This is a genomic window from Tepidisphaeraceae bacterium (assembly GCA_035998445.1).
GTDB lineage: Bacteria > Planctomycetota > Phycisphaerae > Tepidisphaerales > Tepidisphaeraceae > DASYHQ01.
This window is the reverse complement of sequence record DASYHQ010000060.1, coordinates 1-21,365: the sequence shown is the minus strand read 5'-3', so window position 1 is coordinate 21,365 and position 21,365 is coordinate 1. Positions and strand designations below refer to the sequence as shown.

The 21,365-nt window shown below is 64.0% G+C and carries 20 protein-coding genes; 15 read left to right on the top strand and 5 right to left on the bottom strand.

The window, feature by feature from the left end; genetic code table 11:
• Window positions 1-185 precede the first annotated feature (185 nt).
• Both ribF and VGN72_22380 read left to right on the top strand, forming a co-directional pair.
• Window positions 186-1,154 (top strand): riboflavin biosynthesis protein RibF, encoded by a 969-nt coding sequence (gene ribF / locus VGN72_22385; GenBank protein ID HEV7302102.1) that lies wholly within the window; start codon window positions 186-188, stop codon window positions 1,152-1,154.
• A gap of 246 nt (window positions 1,155-1,400) precedes the next feature.
• The gene (locus VGN72_22380; GenBank protein ID HEV7302101.1) at window positions 1,401-2,411 is read left to right on the top strand and encodes a bifunctional oligoribonuclease/PAP phosphatase NrnA; all 1,011 of its coding nucleotides are present in this window, start codon (window positions 1,401-1,403) and stop codon (window positions 2,409-2,411) included.
• Window positions 2,412-2,566: 155 nt separating this feature from the next.
• Here the strand turns inward: VGN72_22380 and VGN72_22375 are convergent, their stop codons facing one another.
• From VGN72_22375 to VGN72_22360, 4 genes are all read right to left on the bottom strand, one after another.
• Entirely contained in the window at window positions 2,567-3,757 is a 1,191-nt protein-coding gene (locus tag VGN72_22375) for a hypothetical protein (GenBank protein HEV7302100.1), read from the bottom strand.
• A 348-nt stretch (window positions 3,758-4,105) separates the two neighbouring features.
• Entirely contained in the window at window positions 4,106-4,783 is a 678-nt protein-coding gene (locus VGN72_22370) for a hypothetical protein (GenBank protein ID HEV7302099.1), read from the bottom strand.
• Between the two features lie 9 nt (window positions 4,784-4,792).
• Window positions 4,793-5,089 (bottom strand): hypothetical protein, encoded by a 297-nt coding sequence (locus VGN72_22365; protein HEV7302098.1) that lies wholly within the window; start codon window positions 5,087-5,089, stop codon window positions 4,793-4,795.
• A gap of 6 nt (window positions 5,090-5,095) precedes the next feature.
• Complete coding sequence (locus VGN72_22360; protein HEV7302097.1) at window positions 5,096-5,269, bottom strand: hypothetical protein; 174 nt, start codon at window positions 5,267-5,269, stop codon at window positions 5,096-5,098.
• 37 nt (window positions 5,270-5,306) lie between these two features.
• On the opposite strand from VGN72_22360, the gene VGN72_22355 reads away from it, so the two are divergent.
• The 5 genes from VGN72_22355 to VGN72_22335 all read left to right on the top strand — a co-directional run bounded on the left by VGN72_22355 (window position 5,307) and on the right by VGN72_22335 (window position 10,805).
• The gene (locus VGN72_22355; GenBank protein HEV7302096.1) at window positions 5,307-7,364 is read left to right on the top strand and encodes a DEAD/DEAH box helicase; all 2,058 of its coding nucleotides are present in this window, start codon (window positions 5,307-5,309) and stop codon (window positions 7,362-7,364) included.
• A gap of 3 nt (window positions 7,365-7,367) precedes the next feature.
• The gene (locus VGN72_22350; protein ID HEV7302095.1) at window positions 7,368-8,582 is read left to right on the top strand and encodes a GIY-YIG nuclease family protein; all 1,215 of its coding nucleotides are present in this window, start codon (window positions 7,368-7,370) and stop codon (window positions 8,580-8,582) included.
• A 246-nt stretch (window positions 8,583-8,828) separates the two neighbouring features.
• A complete protein-coding gene (locus VGN72_22345; protein ID HEV7302094.1) occupies window positions 8,829-9,539 on the top strand; it encodes a hypothetical protein in 711 nt (236 codons plus the stop codon).
• 237 nt (window positions 9,540-9,776) lie between these two features.
• Window positions 9,777-9,920, top strand: coding sequence for a hypothetical protein (locus tag VGN72_22340; protein ID HEV7302093.1), 144 nt, complete (start codon window positions 9,777-9,779; stop codon window positions 9,918-9,920).
• Between the two features lie 165 nt (window positions 9,921-10,085).
• Window positions 10,086-10,805 (top strand): YebC/PmpR family DNA-binding transcriptional regulator, encoded by a 720-nt coding sequence (locus VGN72_22335; protein ID HEV7302092.1) that lies wholly within the window; start codon window positions 10,086-10,088, stop codon window positions 10,803-10,805.
• Window positions 10,806-11,189: 384 nt separating this feature from the next.
• Here VGN72_22335 and VGN72_22330 read toward each other — a convergent pair whose 3' ends face one another.
• Window positions 11,190-11,438, bottom strand: coding sequence for a hypothetical protein (locus VGN72_22330; GenBank protein ID HEV7302091.1), 249 nt, complete (start codon window positions 11,436-11,438; stop codon window positions 11,190-11,192).
• A gap of 288 nt (window positions 11,439-11,726) precedes the next feature.
• Here VGN72_22330 and ugpC point away from each other — a divergent pair, with 288 nt between their 5' ends.
• The 8 genes from ugpC to hisG all read left to right on the top strand — a co-directional run bounded on the left by ugpC (window position 11,727) and on the right by hisG (window position 21,214).
• Window positions 11,727-12,992, top strand: coding sequence for a sn-glycerol-3-phosphate ABC transporter ATP-binding protein UgpC (gene ugpC, locus VGN72_22325; protein HEV7302090.1), 1,266 nt, complete (start codon window positions 11,727-11,729; stop codon window positions 12,990-12,992).
• Between the two features lie 306 nt (window positions 12,993-13,298).
• Complete coding sequence (nusA, locus tag VGN72_22320; protein ID HEV7302089.1) at window positions 13,299-14,831, top strand: transcription termination factor NusA; 1,533 nt, start codon at window positions 13,299-13,301, stop codon at window positions 14,829-14,831.
• Window positions 14,832-14,963: 132 nt separating this feature from the next.
• Window positions 14,964-17,906: a translation initiation factor IF-2 gene (gene infB / locus VGN72_22315; protein ID HEV7302088.1), complete on the top strand. Its 2,943-nt coding sequence runs from the start codon at window positions 14,964-14,966 to the stop codon at window positions 17,904-17,906.
• 61 nt (window positions 17,907-17,967) lie between these two features.
• Window positions 17,968-18,249 carry a DUF503 domain-containing protein gene (locus tag VGN72_22310; protein ID HEV7302087.1) on the top strand — a complete coding sequence of 94 codons (282 nt, stop codon included), beginning with the start codon at window positions 17,968-17,970 and terminating at the stop codon, window positions 18,247-18,249.
• Between the two features lie 155 nt (window positions 18,250-18,404).
• The gene (gene rbfA / locus VGN72_22305) at window positions 18,405-18,914 is read left to right on the top strand and encodes a 30S ribosome-binding factor RbfA (GenBank protein ID HEV7302086.1); all 510 of its coding nucleotides are present in this window, start codon (window positions 18,405-18,407) and stop codon (window positions 18,912-18,914) included.
• 109 nt (window positions 18,915-19,023) lie between these two features.
• Window positions 19,024-19,650: a hypothetical protein gene (locus VGN72_22300; GenBank protein HEV7302085.1), complete on the top strand. Its 627-nt coding sequence runs from the start codon at window positions 19,024-19,026 to the stop codon at window positions 19,648-19,650.
• A 131-nt stretch (window positions 19,651-19,781) separates the two neighbouring features.
• On the top strand, window positions 19,782-20,264 hold the full coding sequence (locus tag VGN72_22295; GenBank protein ID HEV7302084.1) for a DinB family protein: 483 nt from the start codon (window positions 19,782-19,784) through the stop codon (window positions 20,262-20,264).
• A gap of 62 nt (window positions 20,265-20,326) precedes the next feature.
• The gene (hisG, locus tag VGN72_22290; GenBank protein ID HEV7302083.1) at window positions 20,327-21,214 is read left to right on the top strand and encodes an ATP phosphoribosyltransferase; all 888 of its coding nucleotides are present in this window, start codon (window positions 20,327-20,329) and stop codon (window positions 21,212-21,214) included.
• Window positions 21,215-21,365: the final 151 nt, after the last annotated feature.

Genomic DNA, 21,365 nt, shown 5'->3' with positions numbered 1-21,365 from the left:
ATTAGCGACCCGAGGGATCTCCCATTGCCGAGCGACGCTGGCTGTTCGGGATTCCTCAGGTCGCTACCGCTCCATTCGGGATGACACTTTGGGTTTCGGCCAGTCCGATGTGATCCGTCAGGCAGTGCCTAGCTTGTTCGCCGCGCCGTTCCGATCGCCGGCCGCAGCGGTTATCCTCAACGCGTATGCAGGTGCGGCACGGATTAGACGGACTGAAGGCAACCGCGGCGCGGGCGGTGCTGTCCGTCGGCAACTTCGACGGCGTCCATCGCGGCCACGCGCGGCTCATCCGCGCCGCCCGCGCGATCGCCACGAGCGCCGGCGTGCCCCTGGCGCTGGCGACCTTCGAACCGCACCCGCTGACGGTCCTCAATCCCGCCGCCGCTCCACCACGCCTCACCTCGCCAGCAATGAAGGCCGATTTGCTTGCGGCGCAGGGGGTGGATGAGCTGATCATCCTGCCGCCCACGCCCGACGTGCTGAACACGACGGCCGAAGGGTTCTGGTCGATCTTACGCGACGACATCGGCATCACCGCGCTGCTGGAAGGCGAATCGTTCACCTTCGGCAAGGGCCGCACCGGCACGATCGACCGTTTGCGCGAGTGGGCAGCCCGTGACGGCATTCAGCTTGAGATCGTCGATGTCGAGGAGGCCGTGCTGCTGGACATGAGCGTGGTCGCCGTCAACAGCACACTGGTCCGCTGGCTGATCGGCCACGGCCGGGCGCGCGACGCCGCGATTTTGCTCGGCCGCCCGTACGTCTTACGTGGCAACGTGGTGAAAGGCTTCCAGCGCGGCCGAACTATCGGCGTGCCGACGGCGAACCTGCAGTGCGACGGTCAGATGATCCCGCTGGACGGTGTGTACGCCGGCCGCTGCACGATCGACGGCACAACCTATCCCGTCGCCCTCAGCATCGGCACTCTCCCCACGTTCGACGGCACCGGCCGGCAAATCGAAGGCCATTTGATCGGCTTCACCGGCGATTTGTACGACCGCACGATCGACCTCGAGATCGTCGACTGGCTCCGCGACCAAACGAAGTTCAACGGCGTTGATGCCCTGAAGGCCCAACTCGCCCGCGACATCGCCGAGGTGCCAAGGCGGGTGAACGACACGCCATCGCGGCAGATCGCGCAGCTGGCCGTCTGATGTGATGGCTGGATCGCCTCCGGCCGTGGCATGGGCGTCTCGCCCATGCGTGTGGGTTGGAATAACGATGCCGTTTAGTGAGGAACCGCTTCGCCCGAGCAACAGGCACAAACACAATTATCCGGCCTCATCACGAGCATGGGCGAGACGCCCATGCCACGGCAAAGGCGATCGCCCGGCGCTTCCCCATTCGTGTCCCTTCGTGCCCATTCGTGGGCCAACCGCTTTTCCGTTAGAACACTCAGCATGACCGACGCCCAACCCCTAATCGACATCCTCACCACCTGTAAGAACGTCCTCATCACCACCCACGTTCGCCCCGACGGCGACGCGCTCGGCTCCACCGCGGCGCTATCCCTCGGCCTGCGCGCCAAGGGCATCGCATCCGAAGTCCTGCTGCTCAGCGCCCTGCCGCCCAAGTACGCGTTCGTGCATAAAGACCCCGGTGTCATCTCCTACGACATGGACCGCGGCTGGCCGACCGCGTTCGATTTCGACCGCTTCGATGCGCTGGCCGTCGTCGATACCGGCACCTGGTCGCAGTTGCCCGGCATGCAGGAACGCCTGGCCAACTTCACCAAGCCCAAGCTCGTCATCGACCACCACCTCACGCAGGAAGACTGGGCCACACATCACCTGGTGGATAAGAAGGCCAGCAGCGCCGCCGAGGTGGTCGCGATGCTGTTGAAGCAGTGGGGAGTTCCGTTCGATTCGCAGATCGCCAACGCGCTCTACGTGGGCATGACCGCCGACACCGGCTGGTTCCAGTACAGCAACACGCGGCCCGCAACGCTGCGCCTCGCCGCCGAGCTGATGGAGATCGGCGTCGACACCGACCGCATCTACCAGGCCCTCTACCAGAACGACCGCCCCCAGCGCCTCGCCATGCAGACCAAGGCCCTGCAATCCCTGCAACTGCTCGCCGGCGGCAAGCTGGCCGTGATGACGCTGACGAAGCAGGACTATTTAGACGCCGGCGCCACCAACAACGACACGGACGGTTTGATCAACATCCCCCTCAGCGTCGCCACGGTGGAGGTCAGCCTGATGCTCGCCGAGCCGCTCGTCGACGGCCCCATCCGCGGCAGCTTGCGCAGCAAGGGCGGCATCGACGTCGCCGCCTTCGCCCAACAATTCGGCGGCGGCGGCCACGCCCGGGCGGCAGGGGTGAAGTTCGAAGGCACGCTGACCGACGCTGTCGAAAAGGTGGCAGGGGAGCTAACTCGCGCGATCACCGCCACGCCCGCGGCGACTTAAGCGGCCGACGGCCCACGAATGGGCACGAAGCAGCACGAATGAAGACTGCGCCTTCGCCTTCTATTCGTGTCCCTTCGTGCCCATTCGTGGGTGAAGGCTTCTCCCGCCCCTGCAATACTACGGATGATGTATAATCTCGCGGGCGCCCGATGCGCTCACGGCATCGGCAGGTCCTTGAACTCGACGGGGATGCGCATGACGCGGGCGTCGCTGGGCAGCTCGATGCTCCAGCGGACGGGTTCACCGGTCGGCTGGCCGTCCTCGTTGTTGCGCGCAGAGTAGTTGAAGGTGTAGACGTTGTTGCCGCCACCGCCACCCCCGTGGAAACTGAGCGCCACGCCCTTGTCGTCGACGAGCTGCGCGCTCTGCAACAGGTTGTGCGTGTCGGCACCGCCGCGTTCGTCGTCGCGGCTGATGCCGATGCGCAGCTGGTACTGGGCAGGCTGGCCCTCGGCGGACGGCATTTTCTTCAATTCGTGGAACGTGATGGTCATGTCGCCAAACGCCTTGGAGACCTTCGCGGCCTCCAGGGGCTTGTCGACGGCCAGGGTGTCCATCTTATCGCCGCCGCGCAGGATGAGCGTGCAGCGCAGCTTGGCGATCTTCTTGCCGGGGTTGGCGGTGGGGTACTTCAGCGGCACGTGCACCTGGTAGGTCAGCCCGCGCTGGTTGTTCGAGCCGTACTGCACGTTGCGCGACTTGTCGTCGATGACCATCGAGTTGCCGTTGTCGTCGATGGCCTCCTCGACCCGCGCGGCCCCGTTGAACGACGCCACGCGAATGGCGGGGTCGACGTAGGCCGTCAGCTGCACGCTGCACATGTTGTGGCCCTGCTCGGGGACCTGGTAGTTGATCGACTGCTGCCGATTGAAGGCGATCGCCTGCACGAGGAAGCCGTCGACCTCGAACGTCGGCAGTTCGGTCCACGGTTTCACCGCGGTACGGTTGTTGTGGCCCATCATGTTCTGCTGCGTGAGCGTCACCCGGCGGGCCGCGTTCGGCCCGCCGCCCCCGTAGTTCTGATTCGGTTGCACGTCGGCGTCGGCGCAGAGCGCGCGAACCGCCGACCAGAACGGGCGGTCCTTCAGGTCGACCGACATCGGAATGGTCAGGTCCTCGCTGTCCCACAGGTTGTTCGGCTGCGTGGCAAAGCGCACGCCCGCCTGCTTCCCAATGGCCAGGAACGCCTCCTCGGCGAGCACGTCCTCGCCGCTAAAGCTCACCAACGTCGCGGGCAGTCCGCTGGGCATCGTCGTCGGTGCAACGGTCTGCGCCACCGCGACGCGCGCGCCCAACGTGCCGGCGACGCAGAGACAGGCAAGGGAAACGATGCGTAGATTGGCCATCGACGTGCTCCTGTGAAAGTAGTTCAAGGTCAAGCCGCCCCCTCTGGTATGAGGTGCCGGTCCCGCCCAAGGAAAAGTCGCCCGCTAACGTAACGCACGCCCGATGGCCGGACAAACTTTCAACGGGCAAACGTCAACCACAGGACGCGGCAGACTACTTTAGAATCGACTCGATGTGCCGGCGGTGAAATGGAACGACGCGTTGTTGAACGACGAGCGTATCGCATCAACGGCGGATGGGTCACGAATGGGCACGAAGCAGCACGGATGAAGACGAAGGCCCATTCGCCTTGTCTTCATTCGTGGCCCTTCGTGCTCATTCGTGGGCAATGTCTTCTCTGCCGCCCCTCACGCCGCCGTCGGTAGGGCGGTGGATTCCGGCAGTGCGTTCACCGCCGGCCCCGCCAGCGCCCGCGGTGGCACCGTCGTCGCAGCCTCGTGCGAGACGAACCGCCTTACGTCGTGCGCCGCGGCGGGCGGGGCCAAGATTAAATCCTGCCGCTCGCTCCAGCGATCGCGCAACTCGCGGGCCATCGCAGTCAGGCGCGGGTCGATCTTCGCCTTCGGCTTCTTCCGGGCCTTCGCCAGCTCGGTCGCCGGTTCGTCGATGATCCCCTCTTCCTCAAACCACAACCCGCCCTTCATCAGCGGTGCCCGCAACACCGGCTTGGGCTTGGGCGCCTTCGCCCGCCGCTCGGGGCGCGCGGCCAATTGCGCGGCGCTGGCCACCTGTCCGTTCTCGTCCTGCAGCACTACGGGCAACACGTCCCGCCAATGCACGGCCGGCGGAACGGGGAAGACCAGCCGATCCTCGCGCAATACCCCGCCGCCCGCGTGGGGATGCGTGCGAACGATCGGCGTGGCCAACGACGTGTTCATCGAGCTGGAAACCGCGTACCAAGCGATGGTGCCCCGTTCGGAGTTGTCGTGGGGCAACTGGGCTGCGGCGGCGGCGGAGACGACGTTCGCGCCGGGCCAGTGGATCGAGGTGGTGATCGTGTCGATCGACGCGGAAAAGCGCCGCATCGCCGCGAGCTATCGGCTGGCGCAGGAGAACCCGTGGGCGTCGATCGAGCGCGTCCACCCGACCGGCAGCCGGTCGACGGCGACGGCCTCGGTCCGCGAGATGTCGTGGATGCTCAGTCGAGATTCGGCAATGATCTTGTACAGCTTGGCGACGCGCACCTCGCCGCTGTCCTCTTCTTCCAGTGCACAGCGGACGCGGAATCCGCAGTCGTGCACCGCGAAGACGACCGCATCGAAGAGCGGTTGATAGTCGTCGTCGAACGGGCAGTTGATGAAGACGTTCTTGCCGTAGCTAATTGCGGGCACCGCGACTCACTTTTTCCTGGTCATCTTCCGCGCGCTTGACGCCGCCTTGTAGGAACGCACGGTGTACCGGCCGGACATCGAGCTTCTGGCGACTTTCGCGACCGATTTGCGCGCGGCCTGCGGAGAGATGGTCCCGGTCTTGGCGGAAGAAAGGATCGTGCGCTGGGTCGTCGTCGCCATGCGTGTATCATATCCGGTTCATCAAGGGAGTAAATCGTTGAGTGACATCACTTCGATTCCGTCGATTTCCGTCAAGTACGCGGGGGACGGCACCAGCACGACGTCGAACAACATGGGCATGCGGGCGATGCAGGAGCGCGTCTGGCAGAAGCGGGGCGAGCAATACCTGCTGATCAAGAGCCCGCCGGCCTCGGGCAAGAGCCGGGCGCTGATGTTCGTGGCGCTGGACAAGCTGAACAAGCAGAAGCTGAAGCAGGCGATCATCGTCGTGCCGGAAAAAGCGATCGGCGCGAGTTTTCATGATGAGCCGCTGAGCCAGTTCGGGTTCGATTACGACTGGACCGTCGAGCCCCGCTGGAACCTGTGCGACGCACCCGGCAATGACAACGGCGGGAAGGTGAAATCGGTCGAGGCGTTTTTGCAGAGCGAGTCGAAGGCGCTCGTCTGCACGCACGCGACGTTCCGCTACGCGTTCGAAAAGCTCGGGGCCGAAGTGTTCGACGACCGGTTAATCGCGGTGGACGAGTTCCACCACGTCTCGGTGGGTGAAGACAATCGCTTGGGCGACTACGTCCATCAGCTCATCGATCGCGGCAAGGCGCATATCGTGGCTATGACCGGCAGCTATTTCCGCGGCGACGCCGCGGCCGTGCTGCACCCGGACGATGAGTCGAAGTTTGAGACCGTCACCTACACCTATTACGAACAGCTGAACGGGTACCAGTATCTCAAGCAGCTGGACCTGGGCTACTTCTTCTACAGCGGCAGCTACGCCGGCAGCATTTTGAAGGTGTTGAACCCGCACGAGAAGACGATTTTGCACATCCCCAACGTGAACTCGCGCGAGAGCACGAAGGACAAGATCAAGGAGGTTGAAAACATCCTGAACGCCTTGGGCGACTGGCAGGGGATGGACGACGCGACGGGGTTTCAACTCGTCAAGCTGCCCGATGGCAAAGTGCTGCGCGTGGCCGACCTGGTGGATGACGACCCCAACAAGCGCGAGAAGGTGGCGGCCGCGCTGCGGGACGCGACGCAGAAGAACAACCGCGACCACGTGGACCTGATCATCGCGCTGGGCATGGCGAAGGAAGGGTTCGACTGGATCTGGTGCGAGCACGCGCTGACGGTGGGGTATCGGTCGAGCCTGACGGAGATCGTGCAGATCATCGGCCGGGCCACGCGCGACGCCCCGGGCAAGACGAAGGCGCGGTTCACCAACCTGATCGCCGAGCCCGACGCCACCGAGGCGGCCGTGACTGAAGCGGTAAACGACACGCTGAAGGCGATCGCGGCGAGTTTGTTAATGGAGCAAGTGCTGGCCCCGCGGTTCGAGTTCCGCCCGAAGAACCCGACGAACACCGCGACGCCCGGCTTTGAATACACCGGCGGGTACGATCCGAACGGAACGAACGTGGGCGTGAACCCGGCGACGGGCGCGATTCAGCTGGAGATCAAAGGATTGGTTGCGCCGAAGTCGCCGGAGGCGACGCGCATCGTGAGGGAAGACCTGACGGAGTTGATCACGAGCTTCGTGCAGGACAAACCGACGATCGAGCGGGGCATCTTCGACTCGGAGATGCCGCCGGAAGAGTTGACGCAGCTGAGGATGGGGAAGATCGTGAAGGAACGGTTCCCCAACCTCGACGAGGAAGATCAGGAAGCCGTCCGCCAGCACGCGGTGGCGGCGCTGAACCTCGTGCAGCAGGCGAAGAAGGCGTTGACCGACCCATTGCCCGGCACCGTCGGGAAAGACGAGCCGTCGACGAACACGGCGTTCGTGGACGGCGTTCGGAAATTCTGCATGTCGGTGCAGGAGTTGGACATCGACCTGATCGACCGCATCAACCCGTTCGGCGAGGCGTACGCGATTTTGTCGAAGACGATGAGCGAGGAGCGCCTGCGGGCGGTGGCCGAAGTGATCGCGGCCAGGCGGGTGAGCATGACGATCGAAGAGGCCCGCGACCTGGCGAAGCGGGCGCTGCGCTTCAAGGCGGAGAAGGGCCGACTGCCGTCGCTGACCGCCGCCGACGCGTGGGAAAAGCGAATGGCCGAGGGGATTGCGTACCTTCAACGCCAGGCGAAAGGAGGTTAAGCCATGGCCGACCGCGTGACCGACGAAGATTTGGAGTTGCTGGGCGAGTTGGGCGTGGACACCGCGCCCGAGGACAAGGGTGGGCGAACGCCGCGCGAGCAGCGCATTATCGCGGGGTTCGAGGAGATCGAGCGCTTCTACGAGGAGAACGGCCGCGCGCCTCAGCACGGCGAGGGGCGGGACATCTTCGAGCGACTGTACGCGGTGCGATTGGACCGAATCCGCGAGAGCGAGGAATGCCGCACCGTTCTGAGCGGGCTCGATCGTCACAAGCTGCTGAGTGGACCGGCGCAAGTGGACGTCCCCGTCGTCAGCGACGAGGCGACCGACGACGAGTTGCTTGCCGCGCTCGGGGTGGAGGCGGACGCACCGACGGACAACGATGTGGCGAAACTCGTCCACGTCCGATCGACTGCCGAGCGTGCGGCCGCGGAAGACGTTGCCCGGCGCGCGCCGTGCGACGATTTCGAGGCGTTTCGCCCGATCTTCGAGCAGGTGCAGGATGAACTGAGCACGGGCAGGCGGCAGACCGCGAAGCTGGAGCGCGGGGATAGAGACGCCAAGCGGTTCGGACCCGGCGATCTGTTCATCATCGGCGGCCAAAAGGCGCTGATTGCCAGCGCCGGCGAACCCATCGACAAACCCCAGTTTCCCGGGGACCGACGCCTGCGCGTGATCTTCGACAACGGGACGGAAGCGAACTTGTGGCTGCGCTCGTTGAAACGGGCGTTGTACGAGGAGGGAAACCGCATGATCCTTCCGGTGGAGGACGTTGCGCCGCCGTTGTTCGCCGATTACGTCGATGAGGGCGACGCGGCGGCCGGCTCGATCTACGTCCTGCGCAGCAAGTCGGATCACCCATTCGTGGCCGCCCACCGTGAGTTGATCCACAAGATTGGCGTGACCGGCGGGGACGTGAAGGGCCGGCTCGGCAACGCGAAGAAGGACCCGACATATTTGCTCGCCGACGTGGATGTGGTCGCGGAGTACAAGCTGGCGAACATCAATCGCAAGGCCATGGAAGGATTGCTGCACAAGGTATTCGCTGCCGTACGATTGGACGTGGAACTGAAGGATCGCTTTGGCTCGCAGGTGGAGCCGCGAGAGTGGTTCCTCGTGCCAATTTCGGCAATCGATGAGGCGATTAAGCGCGTCAAAGATCAATCGATCAGTAGGTACCGCTACGATCCCGTGACGGCCCGCCTTACCCTGATCTAAACGGCCAACATACTGCCGCGTGATATTGGGTCCATCTCAATGAGCCAAAGCGCAAAAATAGTGAGATCTCGGGCGAAAGACGCCTTTTCGTCAACAAAGTTATTAAGTCGCAACGGAAATGGCTCGATCTAAGCATTGACCGGCTTGTGAGGCGGTTGTCGCTCGGGTTCGACCACACGGTGTGGGCGTGATGCGGGGCGATGGGATAGCGGCCGGATTGCTGGCTGCTCTGTCGGAGAAAGCGTCATGGGAAATAGCTACATGCCGGGCAAGAAGGTCGAACAGGTGGGGTTGGCACAGCGGGTGGTGGATGTGGTCCTCCCCGAAACATCGGGCTACAACGTGCCGGCGGCGTTAGGGGCGACGTTCAGTGCTATTAACACTGCACTGCAGGAGGCGTGGTTGCTGTCCAGCAACCCCGCGACCCGGACCAAGGGCACGGTGGAGGCGACGGACGGGTGGCTGCGGCGGATGAAGAGCACCCTGAAGCAGATCGTGTCGATCGTGCAGGGGATGCCCGGGGTGACGCCGCAGATGCTGATCGACGCGGGGTTCACGGTCCGCAAGACCAACAAGACGCCCAAGCCGCGGCCGAGCCAGAAGCCGTTCATCAAGAAGATGAAGGTCGACGGGCGCACCGGCTACTTCCAACTGCGGCAGGACGTGAGCACGCGCGGCAAGCCCGCGGGCGTGAGCGGCGCAACGGTGCTGATGTGCAAGCCCGGGCCCAACGGCGCGCCGTCGCGCGACTGGAAATTCGTGACCAACACCACGGTGACGTCGGCGGAGATCACGTTCCCGGAGAGCGAGACGAGCGACGTCTATTACATTACGGCGTTCTGGACGAACAGCCGGGACGAGTCGGGCCCGGCGGCCGATCCGCTGTGGGTGAGCCTGCCAGCGGGTACCGTGGTCGCGACCGACTCGAAGAGCGCGATGACGCTGAAGGCGGCGTAGGCGGAAATGCCGAGTGCCGAACGCCGATGGCCGAATGCAGAGCAGCGGTGATCGGCAATTGAAGCGAATGACGCGGGCGCGACGGTCGAAAGGCCGTCGCGCCCGCTTTCGTTGGCGGGGCGGGGGGCGGCGGCGGGTTCGTGCAGGTCGGCGAGGATGGTACCGCTCTCGGATGAGCGAACCGAAGAGCGTCGCTGGGGCGACGAGGCAAAGCGCCGTGAGGAATAGACCCAACACGTGAGCGAGCAGATGGACGAGGTGATCAACGCGGGCGGCGACGGCGAGGATGATGAGGCGCCACTGGATGCGCCGGCATCGCAGCGACGCGTGAAGACGGACAAGAAGGGGCAGCAGTTGTTCCCGGTGGCGGCGGAGGTTTAAATGGCTCGGCCGCACGACAGGGCGAGCGTTGCAGCGACCGCGAGGAAGAAGCGCACCCTGAAGCGGATCGGCGCGGGCAACAACACCTGGCAGCGCCGCGAGATTCGGCAGGAGCCGGGTCGATCGTTGAACGGTCGGTCCGGAAAATAAAAAGGTAGAACGCGTATGGGAAGAGCATTCGAACGACGCAAGGCCTCGATCTTCAAGACGGCGGCCAATAACTCAAAGCTGTATTCCAAGTACAGCAAGCAGCTGTACGTGGCGGCCAAGAACGGCGTCCCCGACCCGGCAGCCAACCCGTTCCTGCGCAGCCTCGTCGAGAAGGCCAAGAAGGAGAATGTCCCGGCCCACGTGATCGACAAGGCGATCCAGAAGGCCGCCGGCAGCGGAGGCGAAGACTTCCAAACCGTGCGTTACGAGGGGTTCGGCCCCGGCGGCGCGCTGATCATCGTCGAGTGCCTGACCGACAACAACGTGCGCCTGGTCGCCGAGATCCGCAGCTATTTTGCCAGGGCGAACGCCAAGCTGTCCGCCAGCGGGTCGGTGGTGATGTCGTTCGACCACCTGGCGGTCATCTCGTTCAAGGGCGAGGGCGAGGAGCAGGTGATCGAGGCGCTGTTCGCCGCGGACGTCGCCGTCGAGGACGTCGAGAGCAAGGACGGCGCCATCACGGTCTTCACCCCGCCCGCCGAGTTCTACAAGGCCAAGACGGCCGTGCTCGAAGCGATGCCGGGCATCGAACTGGACGTGCAGGAGATCACGTTCGTCCCGCACGCCACGAAGTCGCTCGGCGGGGAAGAGCTGACCACGTTCGAGAAGCTTCTGCAGACGCTCGAGGAGAACGAGGATGTGCAGGAGGTCTATCACAACGTCGCGCTTTCGTAACCCGCGGCAGGCCGTAAGACACTCATGACCGAACAAACCCAAAAAGAACCTGGCCAAACCCTCTGGACCCTCGCCGACGCCCTCCGCGGGTCGATGCCCTGATGGACGGGGGAGGCCGGGTTGCGAAGCGGCTTGACGGCCAGGACGCCAGGGACGCCACGGCCGGAAAGAAGAGAGAGCGATCGGAACAGCAGCGACTTCTCCTGGCGTCTCTTCGCTTGGCGTCCCTGGCGTCTTGGCGTTCAACAACGAATCGCTTTAGCAGGGCCGGTGGGGGACCTGTCGAAGATCATCGCGGGCGTTTCTTTCCCATGGGGAGGGGACGCCTCGTTGTTGATGGGGCGGGCACGGGGAAGGGTGGGGGTGGTGATTCTTCGTCTGCAGCTAGCAATTCAAAAGGTTGGCTGGCAAATAAAATGTCGGAGCTGGCAAATAAAGTTCCGCGGCTGGCAAATAAAACTCTGGAGCTGGCAACTCATTTTCCGGAGCTGGCAAATGTTTCTCCGGAGCTGGCAAATAAAGTTTCGGAGCTGGCAAATCTTCTTCCGGCGCTGGCAAATGTTTTTCCGCAGCCGGCAAATAAAGTTCCGGAGCTGGCAATTGTTTTTCAAAGGAAGGCTTCGAAAGTTGCAAAGTGCGATTGGCGGCGGGGCGGGGCGATTTTATGGGCGGGGGATATCGGACGCGGGACGGCGAGGCGGGCGGGCGGATGGGTGGTGGCGGGCGGGGAGGAAGAAGTGCGGAGGGCGGAGTTCGGAGTGCGGAGTGGAGCCCAAGGGGGCGTTGAGGGGGGATCCTTGGGCGGGGATGGCGCGGCGGCAATTTCTGCCGGGCGGGGGGTGGGGTGGGAGGAATCGTTTTGACGGGAGCGGTGAATGATCTATACTGCGGGTTGCCCACGGTGGGCGCGGGTATTTATCTATGGCCAAAGTTGAACTTGATGCGGTTTCGAAGATCTACGCCGGGGGCGTCAAAGCCGTCAACGCGATTGACCTGAGCATTCGGGATCAGGAGTTCATCGTGCTCGTCGGGCCCTCGGGCTGCGGCAAGAGCACCACGCTGCGCATGGTGGCGGGGCTGGAGGAGATCAGCGAGGGGGAGATCCGGATTGGGGATCGCGTCGTCAACGACGTGCCGCCGAAGGATCGGGACATCGCGATGGTGTTCCAGAATTACGCGCTGTATCCGCACATGAGCGTCTATAAAAATATGGCGTTCGGGCTGAAGCTGCGGAAAATGCCGAAGGATCAGATCCACAAGCGCGTCATGGACGCGGCCAAGATCCTCGATATTGAACACCTGCTCGAGCGTAAGCCCAAGGCCCTGTCCGGTGGCCAGCGGCAGCGCGTGGCAGTGGGGCGGGCGATTGTCCGCGAGCCGGCGGCGTTTTTGTTTGACGAGCCGCTATCCAATCTGGATGCGAAGCTGCGCGTGACGACGCGGGCGGAGCTGAAGCGGCTGCATCAAAGGCTAAAGACCACAACGATTTACGTCACGCACGATCAGGAAGAGGCGATGACGCTGGGGGATCGGATCGTGGTGATGAAGGATGGGTTGATCCAGCAGGCGGACACGCCGCTCATCACCTATAATTCGCCGGCGAACCGGTTCGTGGCGGGGTTCATTGGCATGCCGCCGATGAATTTCTTCGACGGGGCGTTGAAGCTGGTGAACGGCGAGATGGTCTTCGAGGAAGGCAAGCTCGAGAACGCCAAGGTGAGCGGCTCGGCGGCGAAGAAAATGGCCAAGGAAGCGGAAGTCGACGAGCCGGTGGTGATGACCGGCGATTTGACCTTGCCCGGGAACGGGTTTACGCTTGCCATCCCGGATCGCATGCGCGACCGGCTGGCAGGGAAGGTCGGCAGCCATGTGATTTTGGGCGTTCGGCCCGAGCACATTCACCTGGAACGGTCGTCGGACACGTTCGTCCCGCTGCCGGTGATGACGACCGTGACCGAACCGTTGGGCAAAGAGATGGACGTTTATCTCAAAACCGCGCTGCACGACCACGTGGTGGCCCGCGTTGATGCCAAGCATGCGGTGCAACAGAACGCGCCGGCGACGGCCTATGTGGACATGAGCAAGTGTCACCTGTTCGAGCCCGGCGAGACGGGCCTGAACCTGACCCGGGAGGCGGACGTGTCCGCCGGTAACGAACAGAGCGAATCGTCCCATGCTGTCGCATAAGCATGGAACCATCTTCGCGGCCCGCGTAACCCTGATTTGGGAGATTTCGTCTTCCGAATGAGGGGTTGACGTGTTTTCACAGATTCTTTCGTAGAATCGTGGGCCGCCAAGATTGCTTGGTGGCCCGCTTCGTTTTTGGGGCCAAGAGAAGAGACGCGAAGACGCGAAGGAGTCGCGAAGCATCGCGAAGGAAGACGGAGAGAACGGGATTTGCTTCGCGAACCTTCGCGTCTCCTTCGTGCCTTCGCGTCTCTTTGAGATTTGTACAACTGAAGAGGCCGTACAACTAAATAGAGGTAGTGACTTATGAACGCTGAACTCATCCGCATCGTCGACGGCATTGCCCGCGACAAGAACATCGAACGCGAGCAGATCTACACCGACATCGAACAGGCCATTGCGTCGGCATTGCGGAAGCACTTCAACACGGAAGACACCAGCGAGTTCCAGGTCACCCTCGAGCGCGGCACGGGCATTATCTCGGCCGCCCGCAATGGGGAAGTGTTGCCGATCAGCATGGTGGGCCGAATTGGTGCCCAGACGGCCAAGCAGGTGTTGATCCAGCTCATCCGCCAGGACGAGCGGGGCAGCATTTACGAGGAATATAAGGATCGGGTGGGCACGATCGTCACCGGCACCATTGCCCGGTTCGAAGGCAGCACGATGATCATCTCGCTCGGCCGCGTGGAAGGCATCATGCCGCGCAGCGAGCAGATTCCGGGGGAAAGCCATAACCCGGGCGAGCGGATTCAGGCGTTGATTCTGGAAGTGCGCGACACGCCGAGCGCCGTGAAGATCATCATGAGCCGCAGCCACCCGGAGCTGATCCGCAGGCTGTTCGAGCGGGAAGTGCCGGAAGTGGGCGAGCGGACGATCGAGATCAAGGCGCTGGCCCGCGAGCCGGGGCATCGCACGAAGATCGCCGTCAGCAGCATCGACAGCAAGGTGGACGCGGTGGGCGCGTGCGTCGGCGTGCGTGGCAGCCGGATTAAGAACATCGTCGACGAGCTGGGCGGCGAGAAGATCGATATCGTGCGTTGGAACGAGTCGTCGCAGATCCTGATCATGAACTCGCTGAAGCCGGCCGAGGTGGCCGAGGTTTCGCTGTGCTTTGAGCTGGGCCGGGCGACGGTCGTCGTGAACGACGATCAACTGTCGCTGGCGATCGGCAAGCGCGGTCAGAATGTGCGGCTAGCGGCCCGGTTGACCGGCTGGGACGTCGATATCCTGACGCCCCCCGAGTTCCAGGCCGGCACGGCCCGTCTCGATCAGACGTTGAAGGAGATCGAGGGCATCACGCAGGAACACGTCGACAAGATCATCGCCATGGGCCTGATCGACGTGCGCGACATTGGCGAGGTGGGTTCCGGCCCGCTGGTGGAAGAGCTTGGCTTGGACGAAGCGACGGCCGAGCGGGTCGAAGAGCGCTGCGCCGCCGAGGCGAAGATCGTCGCGGTCGAGCAGGAGCAGAAGAAGGCCGCCGACAACCGCGCCAAGTCTCAGGCCGCTGCGGCGTTCAGGGGCATCGACGGCGTCGCGTTCGCGAACCCGTTGCTTCCGCAGAACGCTGCGGCCGCGGTGAAGGAAGAGGAATCGCTCGAGGACGACACGGCCCACGACAACCTGCCGGGCTCGCTGGAGGCCGGTGGGGGTGGGTCGCCGGAGACGGTGACGCACAAGGAGTCGATCCAGATCGGTTCGGGTGACCTGTCGCCTGAAGAAGAAGCGATCTCGGGCATCGAGCGCGTCGCGACGAAGGACAACAACATCGTCGACGACGAGGACGCCGAGGCCGCCAGGCTGGCGGACGGGTCGGTGGATGCGCGGGATCAGGCGTAGGAATCGAAATAGTTTGCCCGAGGCCAGGTCGGTGGCGACCTCTTGGGACGAACTGACGTACTATTAGGTAGGTGAGTCGCCGCGACGCTGTCGTTAGGGCGTCGTGGCCGCAGAAGTCTTTCGGAGAACGTTTTGGCAAAGGGCATTCGCGTCAATCAACTGGCCAAGGAAATTGGCATCGAGAGCAAGGCGATCCTGGCGCGTTGTCGCGAGGAAGGTCTTGCCGACAAGGTCCCCAATCACCAGAGCACGATCAGCCTCGGGCTGGCGGAGACGATCCGGGAATGGTTCGTCGGGCAGGGTGGTGACGGTGGGACCGCGGTGGCCACTGCGCCCGCTGAGACGGCGACCAAGGCCAAGGCGTCGCGCGCGCCATCGCGCAAGAAGGTGGATTCGGACGACGCCGGTGACGCGCCGGCGGTCGATGAGTCCAGCGCGCCCGAAGTGAAGGTGGAGGCCCCGGTGACGACGCCGACGCCCGCCGAACCGACCGATGCGCCGGCGACGCCGGTCGTGGAAGCGCCGACCGTGGCGCCCGTAGCGGCGCCGGCCGCCCCCGTGGCGCCGGTCGTCGCCGACGAGCCTGTGGTTCAGCCACCCGACGTCGTGCCACCCGCCTCGCCGAACCCGGCTGCCCCTACGGCGCCCGAGCAACCGAACATTGCCGCCAGTGCACCCGCGCCGGCGCCCGTTGCCCCGGTGCGGCCAGCCGTCACCGGCACGCCGCACAGCAACGTGCCGGCCGAACTGCGTCCGCAGGTGTCGCGTCCGACGGTTACCATCGACAGCATTCGCGCCCAGCAGGGCCCCCCGATCCGCAAGCCGGTCGCCGTCGCCCCGCAGTTGAAGGCGCTGGCACCAGCCCAGATTCAGGGCCCGCGCGTGGTGCGCGAAGAGAAGCCCGACATCGTCTCGGCCCCACGGCCGCGCCGTCCAATCGGTGACAACCAGGGCCCCGCGGGCCCGGCCGGTTACTCGACGGCACGCCCGACCACCGGGCGCGGCGTGAAGGTGAGTGACGAGGAGGAGGCCGAGGCAGCCAAGAAGGCCAAGAGCAAGGCCGCCGGCAACTCGATCCGCCGCGGCGCCGATGGTCGCCGTGGCCAGGCCGAGGAGAAGCTCAAGGAGTTCACAGAGGCCGATCTCATTGCCCGTCGCGATGCGCTCAACGCCGCTACTGCGACGCGCACGAACATCGATCGCCACCTCAAGCAGGTGTCGTCGCGCGGCACGCACTCGATCGCCAAGAGCAAGGCCGAGCGCGGCGAGCCGATCGAGATGGAGGAGCCGATCTCCGTCAAATCGCTCGCGGCCGCCATGGGCGTCAAGAGTAACGAGCTGATCACGAAGCTGATGCGGCAGGGCGTCTTCGCCAACGTCAACCAGACGCTGGACACGACCGTTGCTGAATCGCTGGCGCTCGATTACGGCATCGAGCTGCGCATCGCGCAGGCCCGCACGCTGGAAGACGATTTGCTGGCCGAGTTCCAGGCGCGTGTGCCGGAAGAGGCCAACCTGAGGAAGCGCCCGCCGGTCGTGACGATCCTCGGTCACGTCGACCACGGCAAAACGAGTCTGCTGGACAAGATCCGCTCGGCCAACGTGGCCGCCGGCGAGGCCGGTGGCATCACGCAGCACACCGCCGCCTGGATGGTGACGCTGGGCGAGGGGGACGCGAAGCGCCAGGTGACGTTTATCGACACGCCGGGCCACCAGGCCTTCACGAGCATGCGTGCCCGCGGCGCGAACATGACCGACGTCGTCGTGCTGGTCGTCAGTGCAGCTGAAGGCGTGCAGCCGCAGACGATCGAGTCGATCAACCACGCCAAGGCCGCCGGTGTGCCAATCGTGGTCGCGCTGAACAAAATCGACCGCGTCGACGCCAACCCCGACATGGTCCTGGGCCAGTTGGCCGGTCACGATTTGAACCCGGTGGAATGGGGCGGCACGACGGAGGTCATCCGCACCAGCGCCACGACGGGCCAGGGCATCACCGAACTGATCGAGATCCTGGACTACCAGAGCGAACTGCTCGACCTGAAGGCCGACCCGACGGCCCCGGCTCGCGGCATCGTGATCGAGGCGCGCGTGGACGAGGGCCTTGGCCCGATCGCCACCGTGCTGGTGCAGGACGGCACGCTGAACGTCGGTGACGTCGTGCTGAGCGGCCCGGGCTACGGTCGCGTTCGCGGCCTGCGCGACGACCGTCGTAAGCCGGTCGGTGAGGCCACGCCGAGCATGCCGGTAATCGTCATGGGTCTCTCGACCCTGCCGAGCGCCGGTTCGAAGTTCTACATTGTGGAAGAGATCGAACGTGCCCGTGCGATCGCCGAGGAACGCGCCTCGCAGGTGCGTGCCGAGGCGCTGGGCAACCAGACGAAGGTGACGGCCGGCAACCTGCTGGCCAGCATCGCCGCTGGGGACGTCAGCACGATCAACCTGATCATCAAGGCCGACACGCAGGGCTCGATCGAGACGCTCGTGGCCAACGTGGGCGGTCAGAACACCGAAGAGGTGCAGGTGAAGGTGATCCACAGCGGTGTGGGCGCCATCAACGAGAGCGACGTGGAACTGGCGATGGCGACGAAGATCAACATCGTCGACCCGAGCAAGCCGCGCAAGGTTGCGATCATCGGCTTCCACGTGACGCCGGAGGACACCGCCCGCGCGCTGGCCGAGCAGAACCACATCGACGTGAAGACGTACCGCGTGATCTACGAGATCTTCGACGACCTGAAGAAGGCCCTGTCGGGCATGTTGTCGAAGGAAGTGCGCGAGAAGATCCACGGCCATGTGGAGGTGCGTGCGGTCTTCAAGGCGTCGAAGCTCGGCAACATCGCCGGCAGCTTCGTCACCGACGGCCACGTGCTTCGCACGGACAAGGTGCGGCTGATCCGCGACGGCAAGATCGTCACGGAAGGGCTCACGCTCGAAAGCCTCCGCCGAGTGAAGGACGACGTCCGCGAGGTGAAGGCCGGCTTCGAGTGCGGCATCAAGATCGCCGGCTACGAGGACGTTCGCGTGGGCGATCGGTTAGAGGCGTACATTACGGAAGAGTTTGAACGGACGCTGTAGGGGCGACACCTGTGTCGCCCTCGTTGTCCCTAACCGGGCGAGATGAATCTCGCCCTTACAAATGCATGTTGGCGTACTCCAACTGGAACTGTCGATCCCCGAGGCAAACTCGCTGAAAGACAAGCGACGGGTGGTACTGAGTTTGAAGGACAAGATCGCTCACGGGCACAACGTGAGCGTCGCCGAGGTGGGTGCCTTGGACGAGCATCGCCGGTGCATCATGGGCGTGGCGATGGTCAGCAACGACAAACGCTACGTCGAGGGCGGCCTGAGCAAGCTGGTCGACTTCATTCGGATGAACTCGTCGGCGGTGCTGTTGGATTACCAGATTGAGTTGTTGTGAGTGGGAAGAGAAGTTCAACGCAGAGGCACAGCGGTCGCGCAGTGAAACGCAAAGAAGACGGAAGTTGCAGGAGGGCGTTTTGCTCTCCGCGTCACTCTGCGAAACCTCCGAGTCTCTGCGTTGAATGCGTTGAAGATGAATGAAGTGGTACGGCCATGACCCGCAGAACCGAAATGCTCGGCAGCACGATTCAGCGTGAGATCGCGTTGATGATCCAGCGAGACATCGACGACCCGCGCCTGCCCAGCGTGGTCAGCGTGACGCGCGTGAAGGTCGCGCCCGACCTGTCGACCGCCGACGTTTTCGTGACGATCATGGGCACGGCCGGTCAACAGACCGCCGCCCTGAACGCATTGAAGCACTCGGCCGGAATGCTGCGCGGAAAGCTGACCAAGAGCCTTAGCCTGCGGGTCGCGCCGTACCTGAAGTTCAACATCGACGACAAGCTGCCGAAGGAACTCGAGATGCTGAGCCTCCTGCAGAAGGTCGCCGACGAACAGGCCGAGGCCGAACGCCGCCGGCGGATTGCCAGTGGTGAGCTGACGGAAGACGACGACGAAGTCGAGGCCACCCCAGGCGACGAAGATGAGGCCACCTCAGGCGACGAAACTAGCGCCGGCGAGGCTGGGTCGGTTCAGCAGGATGAACAAGGGAAGGGTCACTAGTCCCTGGTCACTAGTCACTCGCAGAGGAATTCGAACGACCGGTTAGGAACTTAAGAGAGACACCGCCATGGCCGCTAGTGACCGATAGTTAGCGACCCGTGACCATCCCATGAAAAACGCCACGAAACACGCTGAGGAACTGAAGGCTTACGCGCGCAAGCTGCTGCGCGAGCACAAGCCCGCGCCGCTGGAACCACAGGAACCGCTCAAGGCGCTCGTGCGCGGCGCGATGAGCTACGACGTCACCGACGCCCGCGCCGACGAGGCGATGCGCGCGATCGAGAACGAGTTCGTCGACCTCAACGAGTTCCGCGTCGCCACCGATCTGGAGATTCAGGGCCTGCTCGGTTCCCGCTACCCCGCCATCGAGAAGCGCGTCGCGATGATCACGACGGCGCTCAACAACATCTTCGAGCGCGAGCACACGCTGTCGCTGAACCGCCTGAAGGAGATCAGCAAGCGCGACGCCCGCCAGTTCCTCCGCGACCTGCCCGACATCCACCCGTTCGTCGAGGCCTACGTCATGATGACGGCGTTCGAGGGGAACGCGATGCCGGTCGACGACAGCATCGTTGAACTGCTGACCGAGCACGGCGTGCTCGAAGAAGAGACCAAGCTCCCCGACGCCCAGAAGTTCATCGAGAACAACCTGAAGGCCGAGGAGCTCCACGGCTTCTTCTCCGCCTGCCGCAGCGCCGTCGCCGACGCCAAAGGCCGCAAGAAGGCGAAGGCGTAGGTCAACCGATTTGCCCGGCTATGCCGCAGCGACGGTTTCGCTTCCCATGGCAGCGCGTTGGCACGACGAGGTGGCTTAGCCTACCTTGTCCACGGTCCACGTGCGGCCCCAACGCATAACAGGAGGACCGGGTGTTTACCGATGCCGTTCTGGATCAGTTTCGCGATTCGCTCGCCTGGCTTGAAGAGGTGATGGCGAACGTGCCCGACGACCGCGCCGCCGAGCAGCCCGCGGGCGTTCGCAACCATCCCGCTTGGACGATGACGCACCTGTGCGTGGCATTGGACTTCACCGCCACGATGATCGGCCTGCCCTCTGTGTGCCCACCGGCTTGGGCCGCAGTGGCGCACCCGGGTTCGAAGCCGGTAACGGATCGCAGCGTCTACCCGCAGTTGACCGAGGCGATGCAGGTGATGCGTACGTTGCACGAATCCGTCACCGCGGTCGTGCGCAGCGCCGACCCATCGCTCTTCAAGCAGCCGTCGCCCGAGCGGATTCGTGGTTTCGCGCCGACGATTGGCCACGTGCTGTCTTACATGCTGTTAGCGCACGAGAATTACCATCTGGCGCAACTGATGATCTGGAAACAGGCCGCCGGCCTCGCCAAAGACTGATCTGGCAACAAAGCAGCCATCGCTGCAACCTCGTCGCGACCCTCTAACTTCTCGGCTTTCCCATGACCCTTCCCGAATCCACCCTTCGTCTCGGCGTGCCCAGCGGATCAATGCAGCAGTCGACGATCGAGCTGTTCGGCCGCGCCGGTTACAAGATCAGCGTCGATGGCCGCAGCGTCTTCCCGCGCGTGGACGACGACAAGATCTCGGCGGTGCTGTTTCGCTCGCAGGAGATCAGCCGGTACGTCGTCGACGGCATCATCGACTGCGGCCTGTGCGGCTACGACTGGATCGTCGAGAACGGCAACCAGGACGACGTCGTCGAGGTGCTCGAACTCACCTACTCCCGCGCCACGAGCCTGCCGGCGCGGTGGGTGCTGGCCGTGCCGGACGAGAGCCCGATCAAGACCGTGCAGGACTTCGAAGGCAAGATCGTCGCGACCGAGATCGTGAACACGGTCCGCAGGTACTTCGATAAGCACGGCGTGAAGGTGAACGTCGAGTTCTCGTGGGGCACCACCGAGATCAAGGCCCGGCTGCTCGACGGTATCGTCGATCTGACCGAGACCGGCTCGAGCATTCGCGCCAACAACCTGCGCGTGATCGACACGATCCTCAGCAGCACGATCCGCTTCATCGCCAACAAGCAGGCGTGGGCGGTGCCGTGGAAGCGCGAGAAGATGGAAAACATCGCCATGCTGCTTCAGGGCGCCATCGCCGCCCGCAGCAAGGTGGGCCTGAAGATGAACGTGCCCGAGGCGAAGCTCGCCGAGGTCACCAGCTTCCTGCCGGCCGAGAAGAGCCCGACGATCAGCCGTTTGGCCGACGGCGATTGGGTGGCGGTCGAGGTGATCCTGGAAGACAAGCAAGAACGGGAACTCATCCCGCGGCTGAAGCGCGCGGGGGCGACGGGGATCATCACGTACCCGTTGAACAAGGTGATTCCGTAGAAGCGGGAACGCTTAGAGCCTGTTTCACAACCCGCTTCGGTAGTGGCGGAGGCGGGTGTAACAGAGCATCGCGGCGGTCAGGTCGTGGAACGCCTGGAAGTGCGCGTGGCACTTCTCGTAGCACAGTTTGATGCGCCGGCTGTGGCCGAAG